25 protein-coding genes are annotated in these 26,268 nt (G+C 39.8%); 18 read left to right on the top strand and 7 right to left on the bottom strand.

Going from position 1 to position 26,268, the window contains the following annotated elements; genetic code table 11:
* The first annotated feature begins 76 nt into the window (after nucleotides 1-76).
* Nucleotides 77-1,273, top strand: coding sequence for a glycine C-acetyltransferase (kbl, locus tag LV83_RS13075; protein ID WP_111611991.1), 1,197 nt, complete (start codon nucleotides 77-79; stop codon nucleotides 1,271-1,273).
* A 339-nt stretch (nucleotides 1,274-1,612) separates the two neighbouring features.
* Here the strand turns inward: kbl and LV83_RS13070 are convergent, their stop codons facing one another.
* Nucleotides 1,613-2,338 carry a DUF5715 family protein gene (locus tag LV83_RS13070; RefSeq protein WP_111611990.1) on the bottom strand — a complete coding sequence of 242 codons (726 nt, stop codon included), beginning with the start codon at nucleotides 2,336-2,338 and terminating at the stop codon, nucleotides 1,613-1,615.
* A gap of 301 nt (nucleotides 2,339-2,639) precedes the next feature.
* Here LV83_RS13070 and LV83_RS13065 point away from each other — a divergent pair, with 301 nt between their 5' ends.
* The gene (locus LV83_RS13065) at nucleotides 2,640-3,257 is read left to right on the top strand and encodes a helix-turn-helix domain-containing protein (RefSeq protein WP_111611989.1); all 618 of its coding nucleotides are present in this window, start codon (nucleotides 2,640-2,642) and stop codon (nucleotides 3,255-3,257) included.
* Nucleotides 3,258-3,286: 29 nt separating this feature from the next.
* On the opposite strand, the gene cdaA is transcribed toward LV83_RS13065, so the two are convergent.
* Nucleotides 3,287-4,168, bottom strand: a complete 882-nt coding sequence (cdaA, locus tag LV83_RS13060) for a diadenylate cyclase CdaA (protein WP_111611988.1) — start codon at nucleotides 4,166-4,168, stop codon at nucleotides 3,287-3,289.
* The gene (gene folP, locus LV83_RS13055; RefSeq protein WP_111611987.1) at nucleotides 4,165-5,049 is read right to left on the bottom strand and encodes a dihydropteroate synthase; all 885 of its coding nucleotides are present in this window, start codon (nucleotides 5,047-5,049) and stop codon (nucleotides 4,165-4,167) included. The genes cdaA and folP overlap by 4 nt, the downstream gene beginning before the upstream one ends.
* 14 nt (nucleotides 5,050-5,063) lie before the next feature.
* On the opposite strand from folP, the gene LV83_RS13050 reads away from it, so the two are divergent.
* The 3 genes from LV83_RS13050 to LV83_RS13040 are packed head-to-tail and all read left to right on the top strand — an operon-like array spanning nucleotide 5,064 to nucleotide 7,235.
* On the top strand, nucleotides 5,064-5,609 hold the full coding sequence (locus LV83_RS13050; RefSeq protein ID WP_111611986.1) for a DUF1599 domain-containing protein: 546 nt from the start codon (nucleotides 5,064-5,066) through the stop codon (nucleotides 5,607-5,609).
* Nucleotides 5,602-6,702 carry a BT_3928 family protein gene (locus LV83_RS13045; protein WP_111611985.1) on the top strand — a complete coding sequence of 367 codons (1,101 nt, stop codon included), beginning with the start codon at nucleotides 5,602-5,604 and terminating at the stop codon, nucleotides 6,700-6,702. Before LV83_RS13050 ends, LV83_RS13045 begins: the two co-directional genes overlap by 8 nt.
* Before the next feature lie 2 nt (nucleotides 6,703-6,704).
* Nucleotides 6,705-7,235 (top strand): shikimate kinase, encoded by a 531-nt coding sequence (locus tag LV83_RS13040; protein ID WP_111611984.1) that lies wholly within the window; start codon nucleotides 6,705-6,707, stop codon nucleotides 7,233-7,235.
* On the opposite strand, the gene LV83_RS13035 is transcribed toward LV83_RS13040, so the two are convergent.
* Together LV83_RS13035 and LV83_RS13030 are read right to left on the bottom strand one after the other, a co-directional pair.
* A complete protein-coding gene (locus tag LV83_RS13035; RefSeq protein ID WP_111611983.1) occupies nucleotides 7,225-8,730 on the bottom strand; it encodes an OmpP1/FadL family transporter in 1,506 nt (501 codons plus the stop codon). The two genes, LV83_RS13040 and LV83_RS13035, sit on opposite strands and share 11 nt — an antisense overlap.
* Nucleotides 8,731-8,910: 180 nt before the next feature.
* Nucleotides 8,911-10,257, bottom strand: coding sequence for a hypothetical protein (locus LV83_RS13030; RefSeq protein WP_170124571.1), 1,347 nt, complete (start codon nucleotides 10,255-10,257; stop codon nucleotides 8,911-8,913).
* Nucleotides 10,258-10,379: 122 nt separating this feature from the next.
* Here LV83_RS13030 and proS point away from each other — a divergent pair, with 122 nt between their 5' ends.
* The 3 genes from proS to floA all read left to right on the top strand — a co-directional run bounded on the left by proS (nucleotide 10,380) and on the right by floA (nucleotide 13,439).
* Nucleotides 10,380-11,861, top strand: coding sequence for a proline--tRNA ligase (proS, locus tag LV83_RS13025; protein ID WP_111611981.1), 1,482 nt, complete (start codon nucleotides 10,380-10,382; stop codon nucleotides 11,859-11,861).
* Between the two features lie 98 nt (nucleotides 11,862-11,959).
* Nucleotides 11,960-12,418, top strand: a complete 459-nt coding sequence (locus tag LV83_RS13020; protein ID WP_111611980.1) for an NfeD family protein — start codon at nucleotides 11,960-11,962, stop codon at nucleotides 12,416-12,418.
* Nucleotides 12,419-12,422: 4 nt separating this feature from the next.
* On the top strand, nucleotides 12,423-13,439 hold the full coding sequence (gene floA, locus LV83_RS13015; RefSeq protein WP_111611979.1) for a flotillin-like protein FloA: 1,017 nt from the start codon (nucleotides 12,423-12,425) through the stop codon (nucleotides 13,437-13,439).
* A gap of 10 nt (nucleotides 13,440-13,449) precedes the next feature.
* On the opposite strand, the gene LV83_RS13010 is transcribed toward floA, so the two are convergent.
* Entirely contained in the window at nucleotides 13,450-15,015 is a 1,566-nt protein-coding gene (locus LV83_RS13010; RefSeq protein ID WP_111611978.1) for a WG repeat-containing protein, read from the bottom strand.
* A 100-nt stretch (nucleotides 15,016-15,115) separates the two neighbouring features.
* Nucleotides 15,116-16,381, bottom strand: coding sequence for a glutamyl-tRNA reductase (gene hemA / locus LV83_RS13005; protein ID WP_111611977.1), 1,266 nt, complete (start codon nucleotides 16,379-16,381; stop codon nucleotides 15,116-15,118).
* A 196-nt stretch (nucleotides 16,382-16,577) separates the two neighbouring features.
* Here hemA and LV83_RS13000 point away from each other — a divergent pair, with 196 nt between their 5' ends.
* From LV83_RS13000 to LV83_RS12955, 10 genes are all read left to right on the top strand, one after another.
* Nucleotides 16,578-17,261 carry a ComEA family DNA-binding protein gene (locus LV83_RS13000; protein ID WP_111611976.1) on the top strand — a complete coding sequence of 228 codons (684 nt, stop codon included), beginning with the start codon at nucleotides 16,578-16,580 and terminating at the stop codon, nucleotides 17,259-17,261.
* A 50-nt stretch (nucleotides 17,262-17,311) separates the two neighbouring features.
* On the top strand, nucleotides 17,312-17,785 hold the full coding sequence (locus LV83_RS12995) for a type I restriction enzyme HsdR N-terminal domain-containing protein (protein WP_111611975.1): 474 nt from the start codon (nucleotides 17,312-17,314) through the stop codon (nucleotides 17,783-17,785).
* A gap of 64 nt (nucleotides 17,786-17,849) precedes the next feature.
* Nucleotides 17,850-18,563, top strand: coding sequence for a Crp/Fnr family transcriptional regulator (locus LV83_RS12990; protein WP_245947054.1), 714 nt, complete (start codon nucleotides 17,850-17,852; stop codon nucleotides 18,561-18,563).
* A gap of 36 nt (nucleotides 18,564-18,599) precedes the next feature.
* Nucleotides 18,600-19,109 carry a rhodanese-like domain-containing protein gene (locus tag LV83_RS12985; RefSeq protein ID WP_111611973.1) on the top strand — a complete coding sequence of 170 codons (510 nt, stop codon included), beginning with the start codon at nucleotides 18,600-18,602 and terminating at the stop codon, nucleotides 19,107-19,109.
* An 89-nt stretch (nucleotides 19,110-19,198) separates the two neighbouring features.
* The gene (locus LV83_RS12980) at nucleotides 19,199-19,963 is read left to right on the top strand and encodes a DUF547 domain-containing protein (protein ID WP_111611972.1); all 765 of its coding nucleotides are present in this window, start codon (nucleotides 19,199-19,201) and stop codon (nucleotides 19,961-19,963) included.
* 51 nt (nucleotides 19,964-20,014) lie between these two features.
* Nucleotides 20,015-21,370 (top strand): NAD(P)/FAD-dependent oxidoreductase, encoded by a 1,356-nt coding sequence (locus LV83_RS12975; RefSeq protein WP_111611971.1) that lies wholly within the window; start codon nucleotides 20,015-20,017, stop codon nucleotides 21,368-21,370.
* A gap of 88 nt (nucleotides 21,371-21,458) precedes the next feature.
* Nucleotides 21,459-23,003, top strand: coding sequence for a 4Fe-4S binding protein (locus tag LV83_RS12970; RefSeq protein ID WP_111611970.1), 1,545 nt, complete (start codon nucleotides 21,459-21,461; stop codon nucleotides 23,001-23,003).
* Nucleotides 23,004-24,470, top strand: coding sequence for a cellulose synthase family protein (locus LV83_RS12965; RefSeq protein WP_111611969.1), 1,467 nt, complete (start codon nucleotides 23,004-23,006; stop codon nucleotides 24,468-24,470).
* A gap of 5 nt (nucleotides 24,471-24,475) precedes the next feature.
* Nucleotides 24,476-25,168: a glycosyltransferase family 2 protein gene (locus LV83_RS12960; protein WP_111611968.1), complete on the top strand. Its 693-nt coding sequence runs from the start codon at nucleotides 24,476-24,478 to the stop codon at nucleotides 25,166-25,168.
* Nucleotides 25,169-25,255: 87 nt separating this feature from the next.
* A complete protein-coding gene (locus LV83_RS12955; protein WP_111611967.1) occupies nucleotides 25,256-26,134 on the top strand; it encodes a hypothetical protein in 879 nt (292 codons plus the stop codon).
* The last annotated feature ends 134 nt before the right edge of the window (nucleotides 26,135-26,268 follow it).

The following is a 26,268-nucleotide window of genomic DNA, read 5'->3' as shown; positions in this document are numbered from 1 at the left end:
AAAAACTGCTTCCTGAGTAGGTTTTTTGATCAAAGGAATCAGACGTTTTTGAAATATATAAAATCAACTAGCTATCATGTTCGATCAGTTCAGACCCAAATTACAAGAGGAATTAAAAGGAATAGAAGAGGCAGGTCTCTTTAAAAAGGAGCGCGTAATTACATCTCCGCAATCAGCAGAAATCACTATCGCCGGTGGGCAGAAAGTATTGAATTTTTGTGCAAACAATTATTTGGGACTTTCCTCGCATCCAAAAGTAATTGAGGCAGCAAAAGCCGCAATTGATTCACATGGTTTTGGTCTGTCTTCGGTCCGCTTTATTTGCGGTACACAAGATATTCATAAGGAGCTGGAGAGGAAGATTTCAGAGTTTTTAGGGACCGAGGATACAATTCTTTATGCAGCAGCTTTTGATGCGAATGGGGGAGTATTTGAGCCTATTTTAGGTCCTGAAGATGCGATTATTTCTGATGCCTTGAACCATGCTTCGATCATCGATGGGGTTCGTTTATGTAAAGCGATGCGTTTCAGATATGAGCATAATAATATGGAGGATCTGGAAACTCAGCTAAAAGATGCGGTAGCAAAAGGAGCTAAGCAAAAGATAATTGTGACTGATGGAGTCTTTTCGATGGATGGTACGATTGCGCAATTGGATAAAATCGTAGAATTGGCTGAGAAATATGAAGCATTAGTGATGACGGATGAGTGTCATTCCACTGGATTCATGGGTAAAACTGGCCGTGGCGTTCACGAACATTGTGGTGTGATGGGCAAAATCGATATCATCACTGGGACATTAGGAAAAGCATTGGGTGGAGCATCAGGAGGATTTACATCTGGAAGAAAAGAGATTGTAGAATTGCTTCGTCAGCGATCTAGACCCTATTTATTCTCAAATACTTTGGCTCCTTCGATCACAGGGGCATCCATCGCTGTGTTTGATTTGCTTTCCGAGACGACAGAACTGAGAGATAAATTGGAAGAAAACACCAAATACTTTCGCGAGAAAATGACCGCTGCAGGATTTGACATCAAGCCAGGAGAGCACGCGATCGTACCGATTATGTTGTATGATGCGGTATTATCTCAGAAAATGGCCGAGAAAGTTCTTGAAAAAGGAATTTATGTGATCGGGTTCTATTACCCAGTCGTTCCAAAAGGTCAGGCAAGAATCCGAGTTCAGATTTCAGCTGGTCATGACAAGGCTCATTTAGATCAAGCAATTGCAGCTTTCACGGAAGTTGGGAAAGAGTTGGGAGTGATTGATTAACAGGGTTTTCCGCAAGAATATTATACATTATTTGCTGGATGTCCGATGCTAGGTGTCCGGTACAGAAAAGCCGGGTTTCTAATTTAGAATCCCGGCTTTTTTTATGACTTGGTAATAGTAGATTATGGATGTAAGCTACTTTGCCGGTAACGACAACTGGCTTTCAGAAAATACAGTTCAAATCTGAGATTGCCCAACATCGGACATCCGACACCTGTCATCGGTCTGAAAAAGCAAAGGGAATTTGGGTACTGCCATCATTCCGTATATACATGTAGTAGATAACTGCTTATTCCATTTTGAAAACGGACTTTGATTTTTGACTATTGGTGATTTAAATCACCTCACCGTCACGTGATAGCAACTCTGCTTTCTCTCCTTAATAAATAGAATTTTACCTGCATCTTGAAACTCAGTCAGGATCTTTTCAAGCTTTTTCTGCTTACTTCTATTCCAATTTTTCTTTCCGTTAAATCGAATGTAAGAAATGTCAAAAGAGACCCCATAGGAGTGAGAGCTCTCTCCGGAAGTTGCATTTGAATTTCTCCTTCTTAAGCTTTTCTGCTGTTCAGGTGTCCTCGTTACTGAGGTTAAAGTCATTGAACTCTTCGAATCAGTTAATATTTGGAAAGCTAATCCCAGCTCTTCCAGTACTACTTTTGAGTAAGGAGTAATGTATGGATGGCTATGGGTTAGTTTCATCACCTCATAACCTTGTCCTTCATTTATAAGGACTAGTTCTTCCTCCTCGATGAGTTTATTTAAGTGGCTTTCATTTTCAATTGCACCAAAGCCATTGTTTTCACCAGCGAAGAGATGTTTGTCATATTCTTTGGTTATCAGCTCTTCTGGAATTGGAGGTATGACTCTTGGAAGAGGTAATTCCACTGTTATTGGCTCAAGAATTTCCTTATTTAAATCCCGTGTTTTTGGTGTATGGGTTAAAGTAGAGTATGTGTTTTTCAATTGCTTCTTTAGTTCTGGCATGTACGCTTGAGTAGCCAGTGCACCTGCCGAAAATAGTATGAAAAAGGAGGCAAGGTGTATAAAAGAGAGTTTTTTCATGAGTAATGATGTGCTTTTTTCAAATTTTGTTGAAGGCTAAGCGCAGTACGGAGCAAAGATTAAACCATAATGGCCAGTCAATCTGAGTGCTAGGGTAGATTGGGTGAAATTCTTTCCTAGAGGTGATTTTGTAACTTGTCTATTTTTATTACTAAATCCCAGAATAAATTTCTCTGAGGTATAATGATTTTATAAATGGCATTTTGGGCGGAAAAAGGCTAAATGACATCAATGACGTAAGAATGACGTATTGTAGACGCAATTATTTTAACAAAGGAAAACTATTTTTGAATTCCACGAAATGAATAAGAAAATGGATAGCAAAGCACTTGGGGTAAAGCTGAAGACACTTCGGTTAAAAAATGGGTTTTCACAGGATCAATTGGCTGAATCCGCAGGAGTCAGTTTGAGGACTGTACAGAGAATGGAGAATGCAGAAGCCACACCACGGATGGATACTGTCAAGCGTATTTTTCAAATTTTTGGAAAGAGCCCAGATGAAGTGCTTGACTGGACACAGACGGAGGACAAAGGTTACCTTCTTGGAATGAATTTATCAGGTTTAGCTTTTTTGTTGATTCCGTTTTTAGGAGTTGTGGTTCCTCTAGTTATTTGGATAAGTAGAAAGGATAAAATAGTTGGAGTGAGTGAATTAGGACGATGTTTAGTCAATTTCCAGATTACATGGGCAGCTATTTATTATTTAGGAGTCAATCTCTACAGCTGGTCTTACAATTACTTATCGATTGCAGGAAATGGAGACATTAGTCCAAGTAATGTTATGGCTTTCGCTTGGACTAGGATGGGAATAATTTTGACAATTTACATATTCGTATCCTCTCAAATTATTTGGAATACCTACAGAATCAACAAAGGATTGAATAATAAATACTTTCCAAAAATCAATTTCTTGAGGTAAAAAAAATGGCAAGTGAGAACTTGCCTATTTTATGATGCTGACTTGCTGGTCATTGCCAGTTTTCTACGCTTTTTCAACTCATACTCTTCGATGTCTTCAAAACGAGAGTCAACATCCAGATTATTTAGATAATCATTGATCGTCTCTCTGATTTCCTGAAATGACATATTGTGAAGGATCTTTCCGTTTTTTGACATCGAAAGTTGCCCTGTTTCTTCTGAGACAATTAATACTATCGCATCTGTTGTCTCTGACATCCCTATAGCCGCCCGGTGACGAAGACCAAACTGAGCTGGTACTTCACGCTCCGTTACGGGTAATATGCAGCGAGCGGCTTTGATTTTACCGTTGTGTATGATTACAGCTCCATCATGAAGTGGGCTGTATTTATTAAAAATTGAAATAAGTAATCTTTTGGATAATTCAGCGTCCAGGATGTCACCACTCTCAGCGTAAAACTTCAATTCAGTACTTTTAGAAATTACCATCAATGCGCCTGTATTGCTACCCGCAAGAGTTTTAGAAGCATCTATGATCGGGCTGATATTGAATAGTGAATTGTCTTTCTTTCTCCAGAAAAATAGCATGTCTTTCCAGACATTGTCATCTGATAGGAGAGAGGATCTCCCAATTAAGAGTAAGAATTTTCTGATTTCCGGCGCGAAAATAATAATAGCAGCAATCACACCTACTCCCATGAACTGGCCTAGGATGGCAGATAGCAATTCCATTCTAAGCGCTCTAACCAGTAGATAAATCAAATAGATAGATAGGAAACCTAGGAAAATCTTGATCGCAACACTGCCTTTAAGAAGTTTATACACTTGATATAATAGTGCGGCAACCAAGGCAATATCAATGATATTGACGATGGAGATATCTAAAAATCCTATTTTGAAAAGTAAGATCAAGGGTATAAAGTGTTATATAATTTTAAAGTTTCGTTAGCTTCTTTAACGTCATGTACTCGTAGTAAGTTTGCGCCATGACATAATGCAAACATATTTAGAGCTGTGGTACCATTCAGTGCTTCATTAGCTTCTACATTTATAGCTTTTGATATCATCGATTTTCTCGAAATACCAACCAATACTGGCAATGAAAGCGCTTGAAATTGATGTAGGTTTCTCAGTAAGAAATAATTTTGCTCTAAAGTCTTCGCGAATCCAAACCCAGGATCAATTATTACATCTTTGATGCCAAACTTTTTGAATTGTTCCAGTTTTTCAGCGAAATAATACAATATTTCCCCTAAAATATCTGAATAACTTGTTTTTTTCTGCATGTTTTGAGGATTTCCCCTCATATGCATTGCGATGTATGGGACTTGAAGACTGGCTACTGTTGGAATCATTTCCTCATCTAAGTCTCCAGCTGATATATCATTTACGATATGAGCTCCTGACTTAATGGCCTCCTTCGCCACTTTTGCACGAAAAGTATCAACTGAAATTAAAATATCAGGATAATTGGATGAAATCCATTTTACAGCCGGAATCACTCTATCAAGTTCTTCCTGAATACTTACTTCCGCAGCACCTGGTCTCGAACTGTAGCCTCCAAGGTCCAGAATACTAGCGCCATAAGTGATATGTGATCTGACTAATTCAGCTACTTTTTCCAGAGATTTTTCTGCTCGGCTGCCTTCGAAAAAGGAATCTGGAGTCAAATTGACAATACCCATTAGCTGAGGTCGGTCCCAACAGATTAGCCGGCCATCTATTTGAAGGGTGTTTTTTTGGGGAAATGATTTATCTTCGATTTTAGAAGACTTGCCCGGAAGAGGAAACATTAAATTAAGAGACTTTGGAGACGCAAACGAGTAACGAATATAAGGAAGTTATCAGCCGTTGTAAAGAACTATTTCGTAAGAAGACTATAGATTATGGTACGGCTTGGAGAATTTTTCGCTTACCATCGATTACAGATCAAATTTTCATTAAAGCTCAAAGAATTCGCTCGATTCAGGAAAAAGGAAATCAAAAGGTAAATGATCCGATAGAAGATGATTTCGTTGGGATTATTAACTATTGCCTGATTGCCCTGCTACAAATTAGTTATTTAAAAGATGAGCGGATGGAAATTCCTTTCGAGGAATTAGAACCTGCCTATGACCATTGGGTGAGTGAAACTCGGGGTCTTTTGGAAAATAAGAATCACGATTACGGTGAGGCTTGGCGCGATATGAGGATTAGTTCGATTACGGATATTATTTTAATGAAATTACTTCGTACCAAACAGATAGAAGATAATCAAGGGCAAACCTTGGTTTCTGAAGGTATAGAAGCTAACTATCAGGATATGATCAATTATTCAGTATTTTGTTTGATTAAATTAAATTATCATGGTTAAGCAAGGGTTTTTGTGGGTCATTCGGTTTATTGTTGGAGGCCTTTTTATTTTTTCAGGACTGATTAAAGTCAATGATCCTGTGGGAACGTCCATTAAGCTGGAAGAGTATTTTGATGTGTTCTCAAATGACATTGCTGGGTTTTTCTATTACCTCAAGCCTTTTGCCTTGGAGTTAGGGATTTTCCTAGTTGTAGTGGAGGTAGTGTTAGGCATCATGTTGATACTCGGTGTGCGAAGTAAGTTTACTGTTTGGGCACTTGGATTAATGATTCTGTTTTTCACTTTTCTTACATTTTATTCTGCGTATTTTAATAAAGTGACAGATTGTGGGTGTTTTGGAGATGCTATTAAATTGACCCCATGGGAATCTTTTTACAAAGATTTGATTCTTTTAGTACTGATAGCGATTCTATTTTTGTTTCAGGCGGACCTTCCAAAAAGCTCTCCTCGGTGGGCAAAAGTAGTGACCATGTCTGCCTTGATTTTGTCTTTTGTACTTGCAATAATAGCTGTTAGAAATCTGCCTTTTATCGACTTTAGAGCTTATAAAGTGGGAGTTAATATCCCTCAAAATATGCAGCCTTCAGCTACGCTAGAATATTCATATGTGATGAAAAAAGATGGTGAGATACTTACTTTCGACCAATATCCTTCGGATGAAAGCCTGGAATTTGTTGAAATGAATTTGAAGAATCCAGATGCACTTCCTAAGATTTCTGACTTTGCGGTTTGGAATGATGATGGAGATTTTTCTGAAGAAGTCTTTACTGGGAATAAAGTTTTAATCCTTGTAAGCAGTATGGCAAAGATGAGCGAAGCTAATCTGGGTGAAATTGATCAATTGGTTCAGTCACTTTCAGGATCACCCGTGCAACCAGTTTTTGTAGCAGCAGCATCTCAGGAAGAGATTAGGCACCTTACTTCATCAAGAGGGTGGAATGTGCTCTCATTGCAGGCTGATGCTACTGTGGTAAAAACGATGATTAGATCCAATCCAGGTATTATGGTATTAAAAGATGGTGAAGTGTTGGCAAAATATCATCATAATAATACTCCAAATGCCAGTGATGTGTTAGATCTATTCATGAAGTAAGAATGGGGAATGACCTGAAAATAGTTTTAGTTGGACTTCCAGGATCTGGTAAAAGTACGTTTGGAAAGCAACTTGCTGCTGTGTTGCAATTCCCTTATTATGATTTGGATACCTTGATAGAAGCAAAGTCTCACATGAGTATTTCTGATATCTTCTCTAAGTATGGAGAAGGCGAGTTTAGGAAACAGGAAACTGAAGTTTTACGAAATTTTTTAAATAGAGATGAGTCTTATGTTTTAGCTTCCGGTGGAGGTTGTCCTTGTTTTAATGATAACATGGATCTGATAAATGAGAAATCAGTATCTGTATACCTTGATGTACCCCTAGAGGAAATATCTATGCGGCTAGGGTTGGCCAAAGCTCAGAATAGACCTATGTTCTCTGGTCTGGATCAAGGTGAAATCACGTTGAAGTTAAAAAGTTTGCTTTTGGAGAGAGATTATTTCTATCGTCAATCAAAAATAAAGCTCAGCGGTGAAGATTTCTCCGCTGAGCTTTTGGTTTCAGAATTGATTCGCTTGCTTAAAAGCTAAGTCCAAGTGTAAGTACCCCATTTATGAGATTGTTTTTGATTTCAGTTGTTGGGCCTATATTACGCCCCTGAGCGTCCAAGACTTGATAGCTAGAATAAAGAGTGTTGAACTTTTGATTTACTAGAGCAAAATCAATGTTCAATTTATTAATTTTCATTCCTATTCCTCCACTAATCTGCTGGGTACTTCTATCATAATCTGACCCTAGAATAGGATCACCGTAATAACCATAACCTCCTCTAAACCTGAAATTACTTGCTTTGTACTCTGCTCCGAATCTGAAATTGATTGTGCTGGTATAGATGTTTTGAATTTCTAAATTATCTGGGCCCTCGTCAAAATCTCTTGAATTTAGCCTGGCTGCACTATAATCTACCCAGTCAACATCGGCCGAGATAAATCCATTTTTCCCTAAGAAAACTGTAGCCCCACCTCCGATTTTAAATGGAGTGCTAAGGTTGTATGAACTGATAAATAAGTCTGTAAGCTCTTCTTCACGTCCAAGAACAATATTCTCAGGCTCGTAAGTATAATTATCATAATTCGCTAACATACTCGCACTGTACTCATCGTTGAGAGCGTACCAGGTTGGTGATTGTAGCGTAAAGCCTAAGTTCAGATAGTCGATTGGCTTATAAATGACTCCTAAATTAATATTGACGCCTCCGCCATTGATGAAAAGATTTTCTTGAAGATTGGTGTTAAACAGAGGACCTTCTGGAAATTCCTCGTTGTAGATCTTTCTGGAATTAAAATTTAATGTTCTAATCCCTACAGATCCGCCAATGAATAATTTATAGTTGAAATTAGCTCCATAAGCAAAGGTGATTTGACTAGAACTCCCTTCTTGAGTGATGTTTTCATCTTGAAACGGAGCGATAAAACCATTAACTGGCTCATATTCTCCCACGATCGCATTTCCATTATTGTCCAAGCGTGGATTTATTTGATAGGTGTTATACGCCATTCCTGTCAACCCAAAATTAGCAACTTGATTTTCAGGAAATCCATTAGCATCCTGAAGATAGAAGTCAATAATAGATGTTTCGCCTGGCTGGTCAGAAAAAAAGCCGTACTCGGTATTAAAATTAGCTATTCTTTGAATGCTTATTCCAAATGACCCTCCCTTGAATGCGCCTCTGTCAAATTCGCTTTTAGGTTTTGCTATAACAAAACTCAAATTCGGCAAGGCAAAGTTTGTCGTGTTATAATTCCTATTTTGACCTAAGTAAGTTGTTTCTACTCCCCAGTCGACATAGCCTAAGGAGAGACTACCTTCAGAAGATCTGAAAAAGCCAAGGCCTGCAGGATTACCTGCAATATTGGAAACGTCACCGCCAAGTGACCATTGAGTTCCGCCAACTCCCATTATTCTTGCTGTTCCAGTAGGTTTAACATGACTAAATCTGTAAGCATCTTCGTAATATCCACTTTGAGCTAATGTCAAAGAGGATGTAATTAGGTAAAAGGATAAAACCAGAATGGATATTCTCATTTAGATTTGATTTGGGTGTAAGAGATAAACGTAATAAGTAGATGAAAATGTTACTATATATTCTTTTTCTTTCTCCAAAATTACTCAAGAACATAAAAATTTCCGTGTAAGGCGATAAACGGCGGGAAAAAAATAAGGCAGTGTGATCACTGCCTTAACCTTATTATATATTTTGGAAGTTTAATTTCCTCTACCACCTCGGCTTGAACTTCCGCCTCCTGTACTTCGTGTAGCTCCACCAGTAGAAGAACCAGAACTTCTACTTGGTGAACTCATAGTTGGCATGCTGCTCCTTGTTGGAGTTGTCATCCTACTTGGTGTGACAGTCCTTGTGTTGCTTCTATTATAAGAAGGTGAAGAAGTTCTAGATGGAACATTACTTCTGTTATATGAAGGGCTGGAAGACCTAGTATATGAATTAGGATATGAAGATCTAACTGATCCAGATCTACTAGGATTGATTGAGCGAGAATTTATATTTCCAACACTTGGTCTAGCTGATGGCATCGCGCTTCTAGTTCTAGAAACTGGTCTATTCATTGCAGCAGAACTTACATTTCTAGTGCTACTTTTTTCACGTGCACTTGAATTGTAATAATCATTTTGAGAAGAACTGAAGTCTCTGGAACTAACTCTAGAATTATCTGAATTTGAGATTGAACGTCTAGCTGTCGAACCATTATTCAATACATCTCTTCTAGCTTGAGCTCTGGCAGTGCTTGGCTGAAGTGCAACATTGGAAACTCCAGCGTTTCTAGATGATGCGGCAAGAGATGAACCTCGAGTGCCTCTAGCTCCTCTTACAACTCTACGATCTCCATATTCTCCGCCAGGGAGAACATAAATAGGATTTCTTGGGTACATTGGGAAACCGTACATTGGGTAACCAAATCCGCCCATTCCGTACATAGGCATTCCCCATGGGCTCCATGGATCGTAAAACCCTCCGTAGCCAAAACCTGGTCTCATGAAAGGATTTCCAAATCCAAATCCAAAACCAATATTCATGCTAAATCCAGGTCGGAAACCAAATCCCATGAATGGGTTGTAGAAACCGCCCATACCCCAAGGATTCATTCCGTACATCATACCCATTCCCATTCCCATGTTCAAGCCCATATTGAAGGCTGAATTGGAATTAAAATTAGAACCAGAATTATTAACTCGGTAATTGTCGTAGGCATTAATATCAGCATTTCCTTCCTCGCTGCTACTTTCTTCGTCAAAATAAACTACATCGTCTTCTGTAGAAACTTCCTCGGATTGATATCTGGCGATATAATCAGGATTCACGTTCCTAGAGCTAAAGCTTTCTTGCGGAATAGCTTCGGTAGAAGTGGTAGAAAGAGTTTGGAATTGCTCAGGGTTATTATTTTGCACAGCATATTCAGTCGCTATTCTAGCATCAGATGCCATGAAATACAAGTTATCACTGCTATCGGTGGTAGCTAATTTGTTAGTGCTACACGAAACTAGTGCAAGTGACCCTAAGATTAAAGATGTTGTTAGTATTACGGAATTCTTCATAGTAGAAGTTTAATTGTTACTTTCTTATACGGACTCAGAGGTGAAGGGTTATACTTTTTGGTTTATATTTGCCACGCATAAGTTAGCAAAAATAACTATAATCTGTATCTCAACCAACCACAATGAGTAAAGGACTACCTAAGAGAAGCGAGGATTATTCGCTTTGGTATAATGAATTAGTAAAAAAAGCCGATTTGGCCGAGAATTCAGCTGTTCGTGGCTGTATGGTTATCAAGCCTTACGGTTATTCCATTTGGGAGAAAATGCAGGCAGAGCTTGATCGAATGTTCAAAGAAACAGGTCACTCCAATGCATACTTTCCGCTTTTTATTCCAAAATCTTTTTTGAGTAAGGAAGCTAGTCATGTAGAAGGCTTTGCGAAGGAATGTGCTGTAGTGACTCATTATAGATTAAAAAATGCGGAGGATGGAAGCGGAGTAATAGTAGATCCTGAAGCAAAATTGGAAGAGGAACTAATCGTTCGCCCAACTTCTGAGACCGTCATATGGAGCACATATAAAAACTGGATTCAGTCTTACCGTGATCTTCCTTTATTAGTCAATCAATGGGCGAATGTAGTACGATGGGAAATGAGAACTAGGTTATTTCTAAGAACTACAGAATTCCTTTGGCAAGAAGGACATACCGCACATGCTACTAAAAAAGAGGCAGAGGCGGAGACACTTCAGATGATGAACGTTTACGCTCAGTTCGCCGAAGATTTTATGGCACTGCCGGTTGTAAGAGGACGGAAAACTGAAAGTGAGCGATTTGCAGGAGCAGACGATACGCTTTGTATCGAAGCAATGATGCAAGACGGGAAAGCACTTCAGGCTGGAACTTCTCACTATTTGGGACAGAATTTTGCCAAAGCATTTGATGTGAAGTTTGCTACAAAAGAAGGAGGTCTTGAATACGTTTGGGGCACTTCTTGGGGAGTAAGCACGCGCCTGATGGGAGCGCTGATAATGGCTCACTCCGATGATAACGGTTTGGTATTGCCTCCTAAATTAGCGCCAATTCAGGTTGTGATTATCCCGATCTATAGAAAAGACGAAGAGTTTGACGCAATTAGCGAGAAGGCAAATGAACTAATGGCTGAGCTGCGCAAAGTGGGCGTTTCAGTTAAATATGATAATCGTGATACTCATAAACCAGGGTTCAAATTTGCGGAGCATGAACTAAAAGGGGTTCCGCTTAGAATTGCAATTGGCCCTAGAGATTTGGAAAACGGAACTATTGAAATAGCAAGAAGAGATACCTTGACCAAGGAGCAATTTGAATTGGCTAGTCAGCCAATTGCAGAGAAAATTGCTGATATGTTGGAAGAGATTCAGACCAGTATTTACTCCAAAGCTTTCGACTTTAGAACTGAAATGACAACGGAAGTGAATTCGTGGGATGAGTTTAAATCTGTTTTGGAAGAGAAAACGGGATTTTTATCAGCTCATTGGGATGGTACAGCAGAGACCGAAGAGAAAATAAAAGATCTCACCAAGGCTACAATAAGATGTATTCCTTTGGACAGGAAAGAAGAAGATGGAGTCTGTGTTTTTTCAGGCAAACCTTCCAAAGGTCGGGTTCTTTTTGCAAAAGCTTACTAATCAAGAAGCCCGGTTTTATCCGGGCTTTTTTTATGCTAATTCGTAAGAGATAGCTAGGAAACTTGTATTTTACACAACTATTCTTTTATACCTAGTCAATGACAATCGTAGTTTTATCAAGCCTTTTATTAATTGGCCTTATTCTTTTATTAGCGGAGGTGCTTTTTGTGCCTGGAACCACCGTGGTCGGGATTTTTGGACTTGCGGTTAGTTTGGCTGGAGTTGCCTATGCTTTCTTGAGTTTTGAACCTGTAATCGCCTGGTGGATTACTGCTGTCGCAGTTATTTTAAACCTTGCTGCCATCGTTTACGGATTTAGCTCAGGAGTTTGGAATCGCTTTTCACTTAAGACGGCGATAACAGGCGGAGCTTTTGATGGCCGAACAGATAGATTACAAATAGGAATGCCAGGTAAAACCACATCAGACCTTAAGCCAATTGGAAAAGCTAGTTTTGAAGATGTGGTGTATGAAGTCAAGTCTGAAAATGGTTTTATTCCAGTGGAGACCGAGGTCACAATTATCAAAATCGAAAACAATATAATTTTAGTCAAATAATAATATGGAGGCACTAGACCCATCAAGTTCAATGTTTATTCTTGTCGCTGCTGTGGCGGGAATCGTCTTACTTTTCATTTTTCTGTATTTTGTTCCAGTCAATCTCTGGATCACTGCACAGTTTTCCAATGTAAGAGTCGGAATAGGAGAGTTAATAGGTATGAGAATCAGAAAGGTGCCACCTAGCATTATTGTGAATTCTCTAATCACAGCAACAAAAGCAGGTCTTCAATTGACAACAAATGATCTAGAGACACACTACATGGCTGGAGGTAATATCCCGAATGTGATCAGAGCATTGATTTCTGCTGATAAAGCAAATATCAACCTGACTTTCAAACAAGCCACAGCGATTGATTTGGCGGGTAGAGACGTATTTGAAGCTGTTCAGATATCTGTTAATCCAAAGGTGATTAATACACCAAATGTAGCTGCTGTGGCTGCAGACGGGATTCAGTTAATTGCCAAAGCAAGAGTTACTGTTCGAGCAAACATTGCTCAGCTAGTAGGTGGTGCGGGTGAGGAGACCATTCTTGCCAGAGTAGGTGAGGGGATCGTTACTTCTATTGGTTCGGCCGCGACTCATAAGAGTGTATTAGAAAACCCAGACAAAATCTCTAAACTCGTTCTTCAAAGAGGTTTGGATGCTGGAACTGCATTTGAAATCTTATCGATTGATATCGCCGATATCGACGTGGGAACAAACATCGGAGCGAAACTTCAAATTGATCAAGCCTCTGCAGATCTAAAAGTCGCGGAAGCAAGAGCTGAAGAGAGACGAGCAATGGCTGTAGCGCTGGAGCAAGAAATGAAAGCCAAGAATGTGGAAATGAGAGCTAAAGTAGTTGAAGCTGAAGCTGAAGTTCCGAAGGCCTTGGCAGAGGCATTTCGCTCAGGCAGACTTGGCGTGATGGATTATTACAAAATGGAAAATATCCAATCGGATACTTCTATGCGAGAATCAATTGCAAATTCTGATGAATCGAAAGATTCTGGAAAAGGCAAAAACGAGAAAAAATAAAAAAAGGGGCTTAGGCCCCTTTTTTGTTTCTCTTAATTGGATCTTCCAAAACTTGGATCACTGTAGGAACATATCGATCCTTTGTGAAAATCTGATTATTTGTCCAGTCGACTTTGATTTTTTCATAGGCAACAGGAATTATGACTTCACCTACATCATTTATCACTCCAGTGAGTCCGTCTTTTTGAACAATGATAAAATTCTTTCTTTCTCTTCTTAATCCGTCAAATTCTGTTGGAATTATTTCCTCTCCATTAGCATCCAGGAGACCAGTCTTTCCGGATTTTTCTACCAAAAAGTAACCATCTGTAGTTCGGGATACATCATCAAATCCAACAGTATTTAAGGGTGAGCCAAAAGTGTTCAAAAGGTAATATTGACTATTGGCTTTTGCGATGGCAAATCCTTTCTGAAAAGGCTTGATTTCTTCCCATGTCGGATCAGCTATTAGCTCGCCAGAGGAATTGATCAGTCCCCAGTTTAAACTTGTCTTATAAGCTGCAATATTTTCCGAGAATAATGTAGTCTCTGCATACTGAGGCTTTATGACCCAAGTTCCTGTGGAATTCACAAATCCATAAGCTCCTTTAGATTTTGCTGGAAAAAGTCCTTCAGTTCCAAAATGAATCTCTTCAACATCAAGCATAGGCTTTACCAGCCATCCTTTTTTTCCAAGCAGACCTAGCTTTTCATCTCTGAAATGAACATTATACAAATCCTTACCGATTTTGTCGACAGAAGTAATCCCTACATCATCCAATAAAATCCCATCGTCCTCCATCACACGACGAAGTTTGCCGTGAATGTATTCCAATAAAATGTCATTTTCGAAGGTGATCTTGTGGAATGAATTGTATCGGATGTTAGACTTGATGTCATTTCCTTCGATCAGTAAATACTGATCCTGATTAAATCCATAAAAGAAGTTGCCATGTGTGTGTTCTAATGTTTGAATGATTGGATCCAATACGTAGTCTCCTTCTCTATTGATCAAGCCATAAGAACCAGAATCCTTTGCCAGTACAAATTCTCCTTCATTATCAGCTAGGAGTTCATAGGTTTTGTTAGGATTCTTGGACAATGGCATAGAGTACTCATTCCCTTTTCGGATGATGACCAATCCTGTATTGGTGATTTTGGCTTCATCCAATTCTCCGAGGTATGTGGTTTTGTTTTTTCCTCGTTCAAACAACCAATATTCATTCCCTTTGCTAGCCAGCAGCATAGTGAAATAAGTATGGATTTTGTCATACTCTAATGGCAAAACCAGCTGACCATATTCATGAAATGCTCCGATTCCTTTTGGTCCTTTGACAAGAATCCAAGGCTCCAAATATTGATATATTTCTGTTCCGATTAAAGAAACTGCTGGTCGTAGGTCATTTGAAAGTAAAGAAAGTTCGTTCCCTTTTTTACCAATTTTTACTGTCTCACTTAGAAGTTCTATTTCATCATAAATCAAACGTGACTGAAGTTGAATATTGGTATTATATACCTCCCATGATTGAGAATGAGCTGCCACAGAAATTAAAAATGTGGAAAGTAAACTTACGAGTAGCGTAAAATTTTTATTCATTTAGGTATTGGTTATTCGGAATGGAGCTAAAGGTAAAATGACCAAAGGTTTGATTCAATCCTTTGGTCATTTTTATTAATGAGTGAATGTAGGTAAGACTCTATTCTGATTTTACTTTTTCCAAGTCAAATAAGTCAGAAATTATTTGAATCATTTCTTCGGCTTGATCACGCTGACATGCAGCTCGAAGTTGCACCACAGGAACCTTCAGGATTTTCTGCATCATACTTTTTGTGATCTTATCAATCACGGCATATTCCTTTGAATCGGCATTTTTCGTGAATCTCGCCATTTCCTCCTGACGGATTTGCTCCAAGGATTGCTTCAGCTTGTTGATGGTAGGAGAGGCGATCATTTCTTTTTTCCAGTCGAAAAACTCCTTGATGCTTTCTTCTATGATTTCTTCCACACGGGGAACTGACGCCAATCTTTTTTCTAGTGTCTCTGAAGCCTTACTTCTGATGTTGTCCACATTGTATAGTACAACTCCAGGAACATCTTCTACGGAAGTTTCGATGCTTCGAGGTACAGATAGATCTACTAATAATTTATAACTGTTGATCTCGAATTTGTTTACCAACTCCTTTGTAATAAAAGGCTCAGAACGCTGAATAGAACTTACTATTACGTCTGCTTCTTCCATCGCTTCTAGGCAATTTTCAAAAGGAACTACTTCAAAGCCCATTTCTGCAGCAATAATTTCTGCTTTGGACTGGGTTCTGTTTGTGATTTTTACTTTAGCTGTAGGGATATGCACCATGTTCTTGGCTACATCTTCACCTATTTCACCGACACCAATCAGAAGAATTCTTGGTTCAAACGTGTTCGAAGTCAAGCTTTCGATCAATTCAATTGCTGCGTAAGACAAAGAGGCTGCCCCATCTCTGAATGCCGTTTCCTGTACAATGCGCTTATTGGTGAAAAAGACCGTATGCATCAAACGATGAAGGAATGGTCCAGTGATATCCAAATCCGCAGATGCCTGATAGGCTCTCTTGATCTGATTTGAGATCTGAATATCTCCCACTACTTGGGCTTCAAGTCCCATCGAAACGCGGAATAAATGACGGATCGCAGCGCGATCATCGTTTAGAATTTCAAAATATTCTAAATAATTAACGATATCAACCAGTCCTTTTTCAAGTCCAATGAGCTTGATGATCTCGGTACTGATGTCTTGATCATGGCTGTAATACACCTCCGTTCTATTACAGGTGGAAAGTATAAGCGTGTCAGTTAAGTTAAAAAAGTCTTTGATTTTCAGTAAGATACCGTGTACAGCCTTTTCATCTAGAGAGATAATTTCTCTGATCTGAACAGGGGCATTTTTGTGTGATAAACTTAGTGCTCTAAAATTGACTTGCATCATAATTAAGCTTGGGATACAAATTTAACAGACATACGCACGGGAAGTGCCCATTTTGTGTAAGGATCTATTAATTTGGAATCTATCTAAATAAGGCGGCCCTCTTTTTTCAAATTTAGTAACGCTATTGATTACTTAATCTAAAACTAGTACCTTATGTTTAGTTGAGTAGTTCAATCATTTTTTTTCACATCTTATGAAAGCTAGATTTTTTTATTGGCTCAAAATTTACCTGGGTTTTTCGAGTAAAGAATCAAGAGGTTTTGTCCTGCTTATTCCAGTTTTATTATTCTTGGTACTATGCACAGGTATTCTCAAAGAAATCAGAAATGCCAATGCGGAAGATTTTCATATTCAATATTTGGCCACTTTGGATAGTTTACAAGCTTCTGGAGTAGTTCTCGTGGGCTCGCCTAATCCAGTCTTCAACCCTCAAGATACAATCATTACCAAGTCGAACACCAAGCAACTCGACAACCTTAATCGTATTCCTTTTGCTGAAGCGGATTCAGTAACCCTACAAATTGTACCTGGTATTGGTCAAAGTACAGCCAGCAGAATTGTGAAGTTTAGAGAGAATTTAGGTGGTCTTCATAGTAAGAGCCAGCTCACCGAAGTTTATGGATTGAAGCCGGAAACTATCGAAGCGATCTGGGAGTATTTTAATTTTTCACCAGGAATTTTTAAAACGATCAAAATAAATCAAGTGGAGGTAGACGAGCTGAGTAAGCATCCTTATTTCAGTTATGCAGAAGCAAAGGTTTTAGTGGCTTACCGCAAGCAGCATGGTGATTATCAGTCTTCGGAGGATTTTTTGAAAATTAGAATTTTTAAGCAAGAATGGATAGATAAAATCTCACCTTATTTAGATTTTCAATAGTTAGTTAATCCCCCTTTTCCCAACTGAGCTATTTTCCGCATCTTTGATCCATGGATTCCAATCTGGATCATATTCAATTGCCAGAACTCAATTTGCCACACTTTGAGCCCCAACTTCAAGAGAAAGACGGGAGGATGTGGGTATTTGATGCGCTGCGCAAAAAGCATTTAGTTTTGACTCCGGAAGAATGGGTCCGTCAGCATTGGATCAATTTCCTGATCACGCAGTTGAAATTTCCTAAAGGTCTCTTGGCCTTAGAAAAAGGATTGATCTATAATAGTCTGGTGAAGCGAACCGATCTCGTCGTTTGGGATAAAGATGGCAAGCCTTATTTGCTAATTGAGTGTAAAGCTCCAAAGGTGAAATTGACCCAAAAAACAATAGAGCAAGCCTGCATGTATCATAAGGAATTAAAAACGCCGTTTCTAGTCATTAGTAATGGTTTGCAGCATATTTGCCTGAGTTTTAATTCATTTACAGAGAAGTTTACTCAAGAGAAATGTTTCCCTGAACCTCCAGTTTAAATGCATTTTTGTAAATTTACCACTTAATATTAGCCTCGCAGTTTCCGAATTATTTTATTTAATCATGTCCAAGAATCCTTCCATTCATCCCTGTGATCTTTGTGCCAGCCGGAAATTCTCCATGTTTTCCGACCTTACCGAAGAGCAGGCCTGCAATATTTCGGATAACAAGAATATGATTTCACATCGTAAAGGGCAGGTGCTTTATTACGAAGGAGCAAAACCTTTGGGCGTTTTTTGTGTGAATTCTGGAGTCGTAAAAGTTTATAAAACTGCATCCAACGGGAAAGAGCAGATTATTCACCTCACAAACAAAGGCGGACTTCTAGGATATTCGGCTTTACTTGGTGAAGAAAATTACAGCAACTCAGCCATGGTGATCGAGGACGCAAAAATCTGTTTTATTCCTAAAGAGCCTTTCCTCAAAACCATTATTAGCAGCGGACCATTTTTCACCAAACTCACAAAAGCACTCAGTCAAGAAATCGGAGTGATGGAAGAAAAACTGGTAGATGCTTCGCAAAAGAGTATCCGGGAGCGTTTGGCTTATTTACTCTTGCAGCTTGCCAGCTCATATGGACTGGATGGTTCAGAACCTCAGCAGATTAATTTGGTGCTGAGTCGGGAGGAATTGGCAAGTCTAATTGGAACTGCTACAGAATCAGTAATTCGCCTTCTATCTGAGTTCAAAAAGGATAAGCTGATTGACCTGAAAGGAAAGAAAATCATTATTCTGGATAAAAGCGGACTAGTGAAGCTTTCTGATTTTTATGCCTGAAATGAACAGCAACCAGGTTTTTGGAGTTGAGGCAGTATGAAAGCAACATCAACCCCTTTCCTTCTTGCACTAATTTTATTTGTAAGCTCCTGGGCTATTTCACCCATTGCAACTGCCCAATCAGTAGCTTACAAAGCCTTACTTTTTACACTTTATGATTCTGATTTTCCAGTTTTAAAACCCGATCAGATTACTGACTTATCAAAGTTCCAGGTGTTGGATACTCGAGAAAAGGAAGAGTTTGCTGTTAGTCATCTGAAAGGTGCAAACTGGGTTGGTTACGATACTTTTTCTATGAATAATGTAGCTGCTTTGGATAAAAATAAGCCAGTTTTAGTCTATTGCACAGTAGGAGCACGATCTCAGGAAATAGGTAAAAAGCTCAAAGAAGCAGGTTTCAAACAAGTTTTTAATCTCTATGGAGGATTGATCGAATGGGCAAATGAAGATAAACCAATTTTTCATGAGGGGTATCGCACGTATCAAGTTCATACCTATTCCAAATCCTGGGGCATCTGGCTGAATAAGGGTGAAAAGGTTTATTAATTCCCCTTTTTGGTCTTGTATACGACCAATTCCAAGTTCATTACATCTTTAATTTGCATAGGATCGTAAATCATCCTAAACACAACCCAATGAAAAATTTCAAATTAAATCTCTTCCTTTCCCTGTCAATAATCCTACTAAGCTGTCAGAGCTCAGTTCCAGGAATGGCTGCGACTACACCGCCGAGCCATAAAACTTGGAATGAGTTACTTCAGGCAAATGTAAATGAAGACGGAACGGTCAATTACAAAGGATTCATTAAGGAAAAAGCCAAACTTGAAACCTATCTGAAAAGCTTAAGTGAAAATGCTCCGGATCGGAAAACATGGTCAAAGGATGAGCAGTTGGCCTATTGGATCAATGCCTATAATGCTTTCACAGTAAAGTTGATCGTAGATAATTATCCTGTGGAAAGCATCAAAGACCTTGGTCCAGCATTGAAAATACCTTTGATCAAAGATGTATGGCACTATAAGTTTTTCGAGATTGGAGGCCAGGAATCCAGTTTGGACGAGATCGAACATTCGATTTTGAGAAAGGAATTTAATGAGCCCAGAATTCATTTCGCTATCAATTGTGCTTCCGTTTCTTGCCCGCCTTTGCTTAATGAAGCTTTCGAAGCAAAGACAATAGATGCACAATTGGATAAAGTAGCCAAAGGATTTATAAACGATTCTTCGAGAAATAAAATCACCCCAGATGCTATTCAGATTTCATCGATTTTCTCATGGTTCAAGGGTGACTTTACTAAAAATGGTAGCCTGATCGATTTCTTGAATAAATACAGCACAGTCAAAATCAAATCAAGTGCGAAAGTTTCTCATTTGGATTATGATTGGAATTTGAACGAATAGCACCAAGTTTTTGGTAAATTTCAATTTGAGTCTTATTTCAACCCCCAACCAATGAGTTCAAATCGCCATGTCGTCATCATCGGCAACGGAATAGCTGGTATTACCTGTGCCCGACAACTTCGGAAGTTGGATGAGCAGGTGAGAATTACCGTGATTTCCGGAGAGTCCAAGTACTTTTTTTCTCGAACTGCACTGATGTACATTTTCATGGGGCACATGAAATTCGAGCACACGCAGCCCTATGAGAATTGGTTTTGGGAGAAAAACAGAATCGAACTAAAGGAGGCTTGGGTTAAATCAATCGACTTTTCTGCCAAGAATCTACTTTTCCAAAGTGGCGAAAAATTAGCTTACGATGAGCTTGTCATCGCTACGGGTTCCAAACCAAATATGTTCGGCTGGCCTGGTGAGGATCTTCAAGGCGTGCAGGGCTTATATTCCAAGCAGGACTTGGAGCTGATGGAGGAAAACACCAAGTCTGGAGTTCAGCGGGCTGTCATCGTAGGTGGAGGTTTGATTGGAATAGAGATGGCAGAAATGCTTGCCTACAAAAATATCCCGGTGACTTTTCTAGTGAGAGAAGCTGGGTTTTGGGATAATATTTTACCAAAAGAAGAATCAGAATTGGTAAGTCGCCACATGAGGGAGCATCATATTGACCTCAGACTGAATGAGGAATTAGCTGAAATCATCTCTGGTCCCAATGCTAGAGTTAGGGCAATCCGAACTAAATCCGGCGAGGAAATCCCATGTCAGTTTGTTGGATTGACCGCAGGAGTGACTCCAAGCATAGACTTTCTTAGAAATACAGAATTGGAAGTGAATCGAGGAGTGAAAGTGGATTTTGGTTTCCAGACGAACATTCCCCATGTGTTTTCCATTGGTGATTGTGCAGAATTTCATGAAGCTCCGGCTGCAGATCGCAAACCGGTGGAGCAAGTTTGGTACACGGGAAGAATGCACGGTGAAACCTTGGGCTATATTTTGGCTGGGGAAAAAGTCACTTACCAACCTGGAGTTTGGTTTAATTCTGCCAAGTTTTTGGATATAGAATACCAAACATATGGTACAGTTCCTGCCAAGTGGGATGCTGAAAGTTTTCAGTCTTTTTTTTGGGAGCATGGGGGAGGAAAGGTTGCGTTTCGTTTGCTGATGGATTTGGAAGGAAAAATAGTTGGCGTAAATAATTTCGGTTTCCGGTTAAGACATGAGTTTTTCGATCAAGCAATTCGCGGAAAATGGACGGGTACGAAGGTTATTTCCAAACTCGATAAGGCCAACTTCGATCCAGAGTTTTTTGAACCTTATTACATAGAAATTCAAAAGGCCTTTAAAAGTCAATTCGGCGGAGACGTCACAGTTTCCAAGAAAACATTTATCCAAAAACTATTCGGAGCAAGCGTATGAAATCGAGCATGACGATAATGTCAATAGTAGAGAAAATTAAAAACCATGCGAGATTCCATGTGGCCAATAAAAATCAAAACAAACACACATGAAGGTGATTCAAAGATTAGGAATAGGATTGTTTTTGATTGGTTTGACGATCTTCACTATCATGCCATTTTTGGGCAACTATAAGCTTAACGAAGAACTGGTTTTAGCCAATACGAAGGATATTCATCAGGTGAAAATGGCGGAAATTCTCACGCCAATGTATGGTAAAACCTACTCCTCCAACTTCTCATTTATCTCAAGCTTTAAGGATAATTTCAATGCCTACAATGATGCGCTGAAAGGTGAGTCGAAGTGGGATGAAGTCATTTGGGATGACTACAGTTTTCCGCTGGCCCAAGCCTCAGTAAATAGTCCAGTTCGCGACAATCCATGGCTTTTCATGGGGTTATCAATCGGATTAGCGGTTTTGGGAGGATTGATGTACAATCTTCCAAAGCACAAAGACGAGCCAGCTGGAGTCAAAAACAATGGGATTTTCCACTCTTCCATGAAAAACCGGGGTTGGATGGGGATGATCACTGGCGCCTATTTAATCCTTTTCTATGTCATTTTGTATTGGTTTCCTGCCTACATCGTTAACCAAGTTTGGATGGTCTCGCCGCTAAGCATGATTCTGAGTGGGAATCCTGCAAGTCAATGGTTTCTTTATGGGACGATTTACACCTTGGCAATCATCGTGATGGGCGTGCGGATGTTCAGAAAATACAGGGGAAATAAATACCAGCAATTACGCACGGCTTCGGTTATGTTCTTCCAAACCGCCTTCGCTTTTCTTATTCCTGAAATTCTCGTTTTGCTGAATCAGCCTTATTTTGACTTCAAAAATATCTGGCCACTGGATTACGATTTCTTTTACGATTATCAGATTGATACATTTCTGAGCGCGGGTGGAGTAGGGATGTTTATGCTGATTTGGGGGATTTTGCTGATTATTATTGCCGTTCCACTGTTTACATATTTTTATGGAAAGCGATGGTATTGCTCCTGGGTTTGTGGATGTGGAGGATTGGCTGAGACAGTCGGAGATCCCTATCGACAGCTTTCGGACAAGTCGCTTAAAGCTTGGAAGTACGAGCGCGTAATTGTTCACAGCGTATTGGTTTTGGCCGTGGTGATGACAGGCTTGACTATCGCCAATTACTTTTCCGGGTTTGCACTTTTGGGGAACGTCACGAACCAATTACATTCGTTCTATGGTTTTGCGATTGGGTCGGCCTTTGCGGGGGTGATTGGCACTGGGTTTTATCCTTTCATGGGCAACCGGGTTTGGTGCAGATTTGGATGTCCGCTGGCAGCATACTTAGGCTTAGTTCAGCGTTTCAAATCCAGATTCAGAATCACCACCAACGGCGGACAATGTATCTCCTGCGGAAACTGCTCTACGCACTGCGAAATGGGAATTGATGTGCGATGGTATGCCCAACGCGGTCAAGAAATCGTAAGAGCAAGTTGTGTGGGATGCGGAGTTTGCTCATCTGTTTGTCCACGGGGCGTATTGAAATTAGAAAATGGGTCAACAGAAAAACGAATCAATGAAATGCCAATAATTATTGGAAATGATTCCATCAAGATAAATGCGTAAATGATCTTCTTATATCTTTTGATTGGGATTTATGCCCTGGGAATGCTGTTTATTTTCCTTTACAGCCTTGCACAAGGGCATTTGCTTTTGAGCTTTTTGAGGGCAAAAAAATATATGGTCAATGTGGCTCATCCCATTCCGGTAACTTGGCCAAAAGTTACGATCCAACTTCCGGTTTATAATGAGCTATATGTCGTAGATCGTTTGATAGCGGCTGTCGCCAAAATGAATTACCCATCGGATTTACTGGAAATCCAGATTTTGGATGATAGCACAGATCAGACTGCAGAGTTGATTCAAAAGAAAATCCAGGAGTTTCCAAATCTTAATTTTCAATACATACATCGTACTGATCGAGCTGGTTTTAAAGCTGGAGCCTTGAAGGAAGGCTTGGCAAAAGCAAGCGGAGAATACATCGCTATTTTCGATGCTGATTTCGTTCCAGATCCCGATTTTTTGCTAAAAACTATCCCTTATTTTTCTTCGGAAAAAGTGGGTATGGTGCAAACGCGTTGGACCCATTTGAATAAAAACTATTCGCTCTTGACACGTTTGCAGGCTTTTGCTTTGGATGCACATTTCCTGATCGAGCAGGTTGGTAGAAATAGTCAGCATGCCTTTATCAATTTCAATGGGACCGGTGGTATTTGGCGAAAGTCATGCATAGTCGATGCGGGAGACTGGCAAGATGACACGCTAACAGAGGATTTGGATCTGAGTTATCGTGCCCAACGCAAAGGATGGGAGTTTGTCTACAGACCAGAAATCGAATCTCCTGCCGAGCTGCCACCCATCATGTCAGCAGTGAAATCTCAGCAATTCCGCTGGACAAAAGGCGGAGCAGAATGTGCCGGAAAGCATGCAAAGGCAGTTTTGAAGGGCGACTTTTCTTTTGGAACCAAGATTCATGCGATGGCTCACTTGTTTAACAGCAGTATTTTCATCGCAATTTTAGTGGTTAGTTTGAGTAGCATTGGCGTTTGGTGGGCTGGAATGCAAGGCATGATTTCAGACAAGCTGTTTAAAATTGCAGGGCTGTTTATGATCGGTTTTGTTATCATCGCTGGCTTTTATTTGGTGGCTTATTTCTACGAAAAACGAAGTTTCTGGAGAAGTCTTTTCCAAGCCATTTACATGCTTCCACTTTTCCTATCAGTATCTATGGGTTTGGCTTTGCATAATGCGCAGGCTGTTTGGGAGGGGCTAACTGGAAAGAAATCTCCGTTTATCCGCACTCCAAAATTCAACCTGGAAGGAGGCTCAGGCCTAGAAAGCAATAATTATCTCAACTTTAAAATTCCAGCTACCACTTGGTTGGAAGGCATCCTGATGCTAGTCTTTTCCGGCATGGTTGGACTTCATATGTATTGGGGCACTTTCGAAATGTTACCTTTCCACTTGATGTTGGCCGTCGGCTATGGTCTGGTATTCTTTTCTTCTTTCAAAGCTTACAGTTTAGGTAAATAACCCGCATGCACAATCCTCCTATTATTGACGTAATTATTCCCGCTTACAATGAGGAAAAGTCTATTCCGAAGGTAATTGGGGATATTCCTGCCCTCGTCAGAAATGTGGTCGTCGCCAATAATAACTCCTCAGATAACACCGGAAAAGTAGCTGAGGCAGCTGGCGCAATAGTCGTTTTTGAACCCCAAAAGGGCTATGGAAAGGCTTGTTTGACAGCAATGGATTGGATCAAAAAGCAAGAGATTCAACCTGATATTGTAGTCTTTTTGGATGGGGATTATAGTGATTATCCTGAGGAATTACTGGATTTGATTCAGCCAATTTTGGATCAAAAAGCTGATATGGTTATTGGCTCAAGGGCATTGGGAGAGCGGGAATCAGGTTCCATGACCTTTCCGCAGGTCTTTGGAAACTGGCTGGCTACGACAATGATGAAGTACATGCAAGGCGCTAAATTCTCTGATTTGGGACCTTTTCGGGCGATAGTTTGGTCGAAATTGCTAGATCTGAATATGATTGATCAGAACTTCGGCTGGACTATAGAAATGCAGATTAAAGCTCACAAAGCTGGACTTAGATACACCGAAGTTCCGGTGAATTACCGCAAGAGAATAGGTATTTCAAAAGTGAGCGGAACGGTAAAGGGAGTGATTGGGGCAGGCTATAAGATTATTTATACGATTTTTAGGTATTGGTGAGGATTAGATTTTAGTAGCAAGACATAAGTATCAAGACTGGAAACATAGATTTTAGACCTTCGATTGGATTTTAGTAATTTTACCTATATGAAAAATTTATTCATTCTTGGATTGGTTTTACTTTTCTTTTCTGCCTGCAATTCCTCAGGTCGAAAAGCTATCGACGAGGAGCAATTTTCCTCGCATTGGTATCAGGGGAAAGCAGAGATCAATGTCTATGACCTGAAACAAATGCGCTATGGAGAAGAGCGTGATGGCAAAGCTGTGATGATTTTCGTGACGGAGGATTTTTCTAAGCGAAAGCAAGTGAAATTAGATGATCCTTCAGCAGCAGGGAAGGGAGCGATGAAAGTGATGAAGCTAAATATGACTCGTGATTTTGTGACGGGAGTTTATCCTTACAATACCATGCTTTCAGTTTTTACGCCAGTTTATGATGAGTTGAATTCTCCCAAAATCACCGCTTCGGTCACCGAATGGTGTGGACAGTCTTTTGTACAGCTCAACTGGAAAAACAATAAGTATCAAGCCAAATTATTCTCCTATTTCGAGTCTGAAGGAGATCAGGAAATCTCAATCAGTGCCATGTCAGAAGATGAAATATTCAATTTGATCCGCTTAAATCCTGATTTGGTGCCATCTGGGCACTTGAAAATAATTCCAAGCTTGATCTACAATCGCTTCACTCATCATCCCTTGGATGCGGAAAGTGTGAATATTAGTAAGCGTAAAGCAGGTTCAAATCAAGCTGAGGTAGAAGTGATCTATTCAGAGATTGGTAGAAAATTGTTGATTCGTTATATGGATGCTTTCCCGTATGAAATCATGTCTTGGAAAGAGACTCAAACCAAAGAAGACGGCACAGAAGAAGTGACTTCAGCTGTGCGGACTAAAGTTCAAATGCTGGATTACTGGGAAAAAAACGGACTTCAGGATGAGTCAATCCGAAATAGCTTAGGGCTTTGACGCGGAAGCTCAAACAGCTATTAATTCCTTTACTCTGGCTAGTAATTTCAGCGGGGTTTTTCTGTTTGGCTTACTTCGTTCCAAGAGAAAGTTTCTGGCTTACCTTACTAATATTTACTTCCCTTTTCGGAGGG

This window comes from Algoriphagus yeomjeoni, assembly GCF_003259505.1.
GTDB classification, from domain to species: Bacteria; Bacteroidota; Bacteroidia; order Cytophagales; family Cyclobacteriaceae; genus Algoriphagus; species Algoriphagus yeomjeoni.
This window is presented reverse-complemented; position numbering and strand designations above follow the sequence as displayed.

Bases quoted from the DNA above. Each gene is read 5' to 3' on its own strand.
- kbl (WP_111611991.1), top strand. From the start codon at position 77: ATGTTCGATCAGTTCAGACCCAAATTACAAGAGGAATTAAAAGGAATA.
- LV83_RS13070 (WP_111611990.1), bottom strand. From the start codon at position 2,338: ATGAAAAAACTCTCTTTTATACACCTTGCCTCCTTTTTCATACTATTT.
- LV83_RS13065 (WP_111611989.1), top strand. From the start codon at position 2,640: ATGAATAAGAAAATGGATAGCAAAGCACTTGGGGTAAAGCTGAAGACA.
- folP (WP_111611987.1), bottom strand. From the start codon at position 5,049: ATGTTTCCTCTTCCGGGCAAGTCTTCTAAAATCGAAGATAAATCATTT.
- LV83_RS13045 (WP_111611985.1), top strand. From the start codon at position 5,602: ATGGTTAAGCAAGGGTTTTTGTGGGTCATTCGGTTTATTGTTGGAGGC.
- LV83_RS13040 (WP_111611984.1), top strand. From the start codon at position 6,705: ATGGGGAATGACCTGAAAATAGTTTTAGTTGGACTTCCAGGATCTGGT.
- LV83_RS13035 (WP_111611983.1), bottom strand. From the start codon at position 8,730: ATGAGAATATCCATTCTGGTTTTATCCTTTTACCTAATTACATCCTCT.
- LV83_RS13030 (WP_170124571.1), bottom strand. From the start codon at position 10,257: ATGAAGAATTCCGTAATACTAACAACATCTTTAATCTTAGGGTCACTT.
- proS (WP_111611981.1), top strand. From the start codon at position 10,380: ATGAGTAAAGGACTACCTAAGAGAAGCGAGGATTATTCGCTTTGGTAT.
- LV83_RS13020 (WP_111611980.1), top strand. From the start codon at position 11,960: ATGACAATCGTAGTTTTATCAAGCCTTTTATTAATTGGCCTTATTCTT.
- floA (WP_111611979.1), top strand. From the start codon at position 12,423: ATGGAGGCACTAGACCCATCAAGTTCAATGTTTATTCTTGTCGCTGCT.
- LV83_RS13010 (WP_111611978.1), bottom strand. From the start codon at position 15,015: ATGAATAAAAATTTTACGCTACTCGTAAGTTTACTTTCCACATTTTTA.
- hemA (WP_111611977.1), bottom strand. From the start codon at position 16,381: ATGCAAGTCAATTTTAGAGCACTAAGTTTATCACACAAAAATGCCCCT.
- LV83_RS13000 (WP_111611976.1), top strand. From the start codon at position 16,578: ATGAAAGCTAGATTTTTTTATTGGCTCAAAATTTACCTGGGTTTTTCG.
- LV83_RS12995 (WP_111611975.1), top strand. From the start codon at position 17,312: ATGGATTCCAATCTGGATCATATTCAATTGCCAGAACTCAATTTGCCA.
- LV83_RS12990 (WP_245947054.1), top strand. From the start codon at position 17,850: ATGTCCAAGAATCCTTCCATTCATCCCTGTGATCTTTGTGCCAGCCGG.
- LV83_RS12985 (WP_111611973.1), top strand. From the start codon at position 18,600: ATGAAAGCAACATCAACCCCTTTCCTTCTTGCACTAATTTTATTTGTA.
- LV83_RS12980 (WP_111611972.1), top strand. From the start codon at position 19,199: ATGAAAAATTTCAAATTAAATCTCTTCCTTTCCCTGTCAATAATCCTA.
- LV83_RS12975 (WP_111611971.1), top strand. From the start codon at position 20,015: ATGAGTTCAAATCGCCATGTCGTCATCATCGGCAACGGAATAGCTGGT.
- LV83_RS12970 (WP_111611970.1), top strand. From the start codon at position 21,459: ATGAAGGTGATTCAAAGATTAGGAATAGGATTGTTTTTGATTGGTTTG.
- LV83_RS12965 (WP_111611969.1), top strand. From the start codon at position 23,004: ATGATCTTCTTATATCTTTTGATTGGGATTTATGCCCTGGGAATGCTG.
- LV83_RS12960 (WP_111611968.1), top strand. From the start codon at position 24,476: ATGCACAATCCTCCTATTATTGACGTAATTATTCCCGCTTACAATGAG.
- LV83_RS12955 (WP_111611967.1), top strand. From the start codon at position 25,256: ATGAAAAATTTATTCATTCTTGGATTGGTTTTACTTTTCTTTTCTGCC.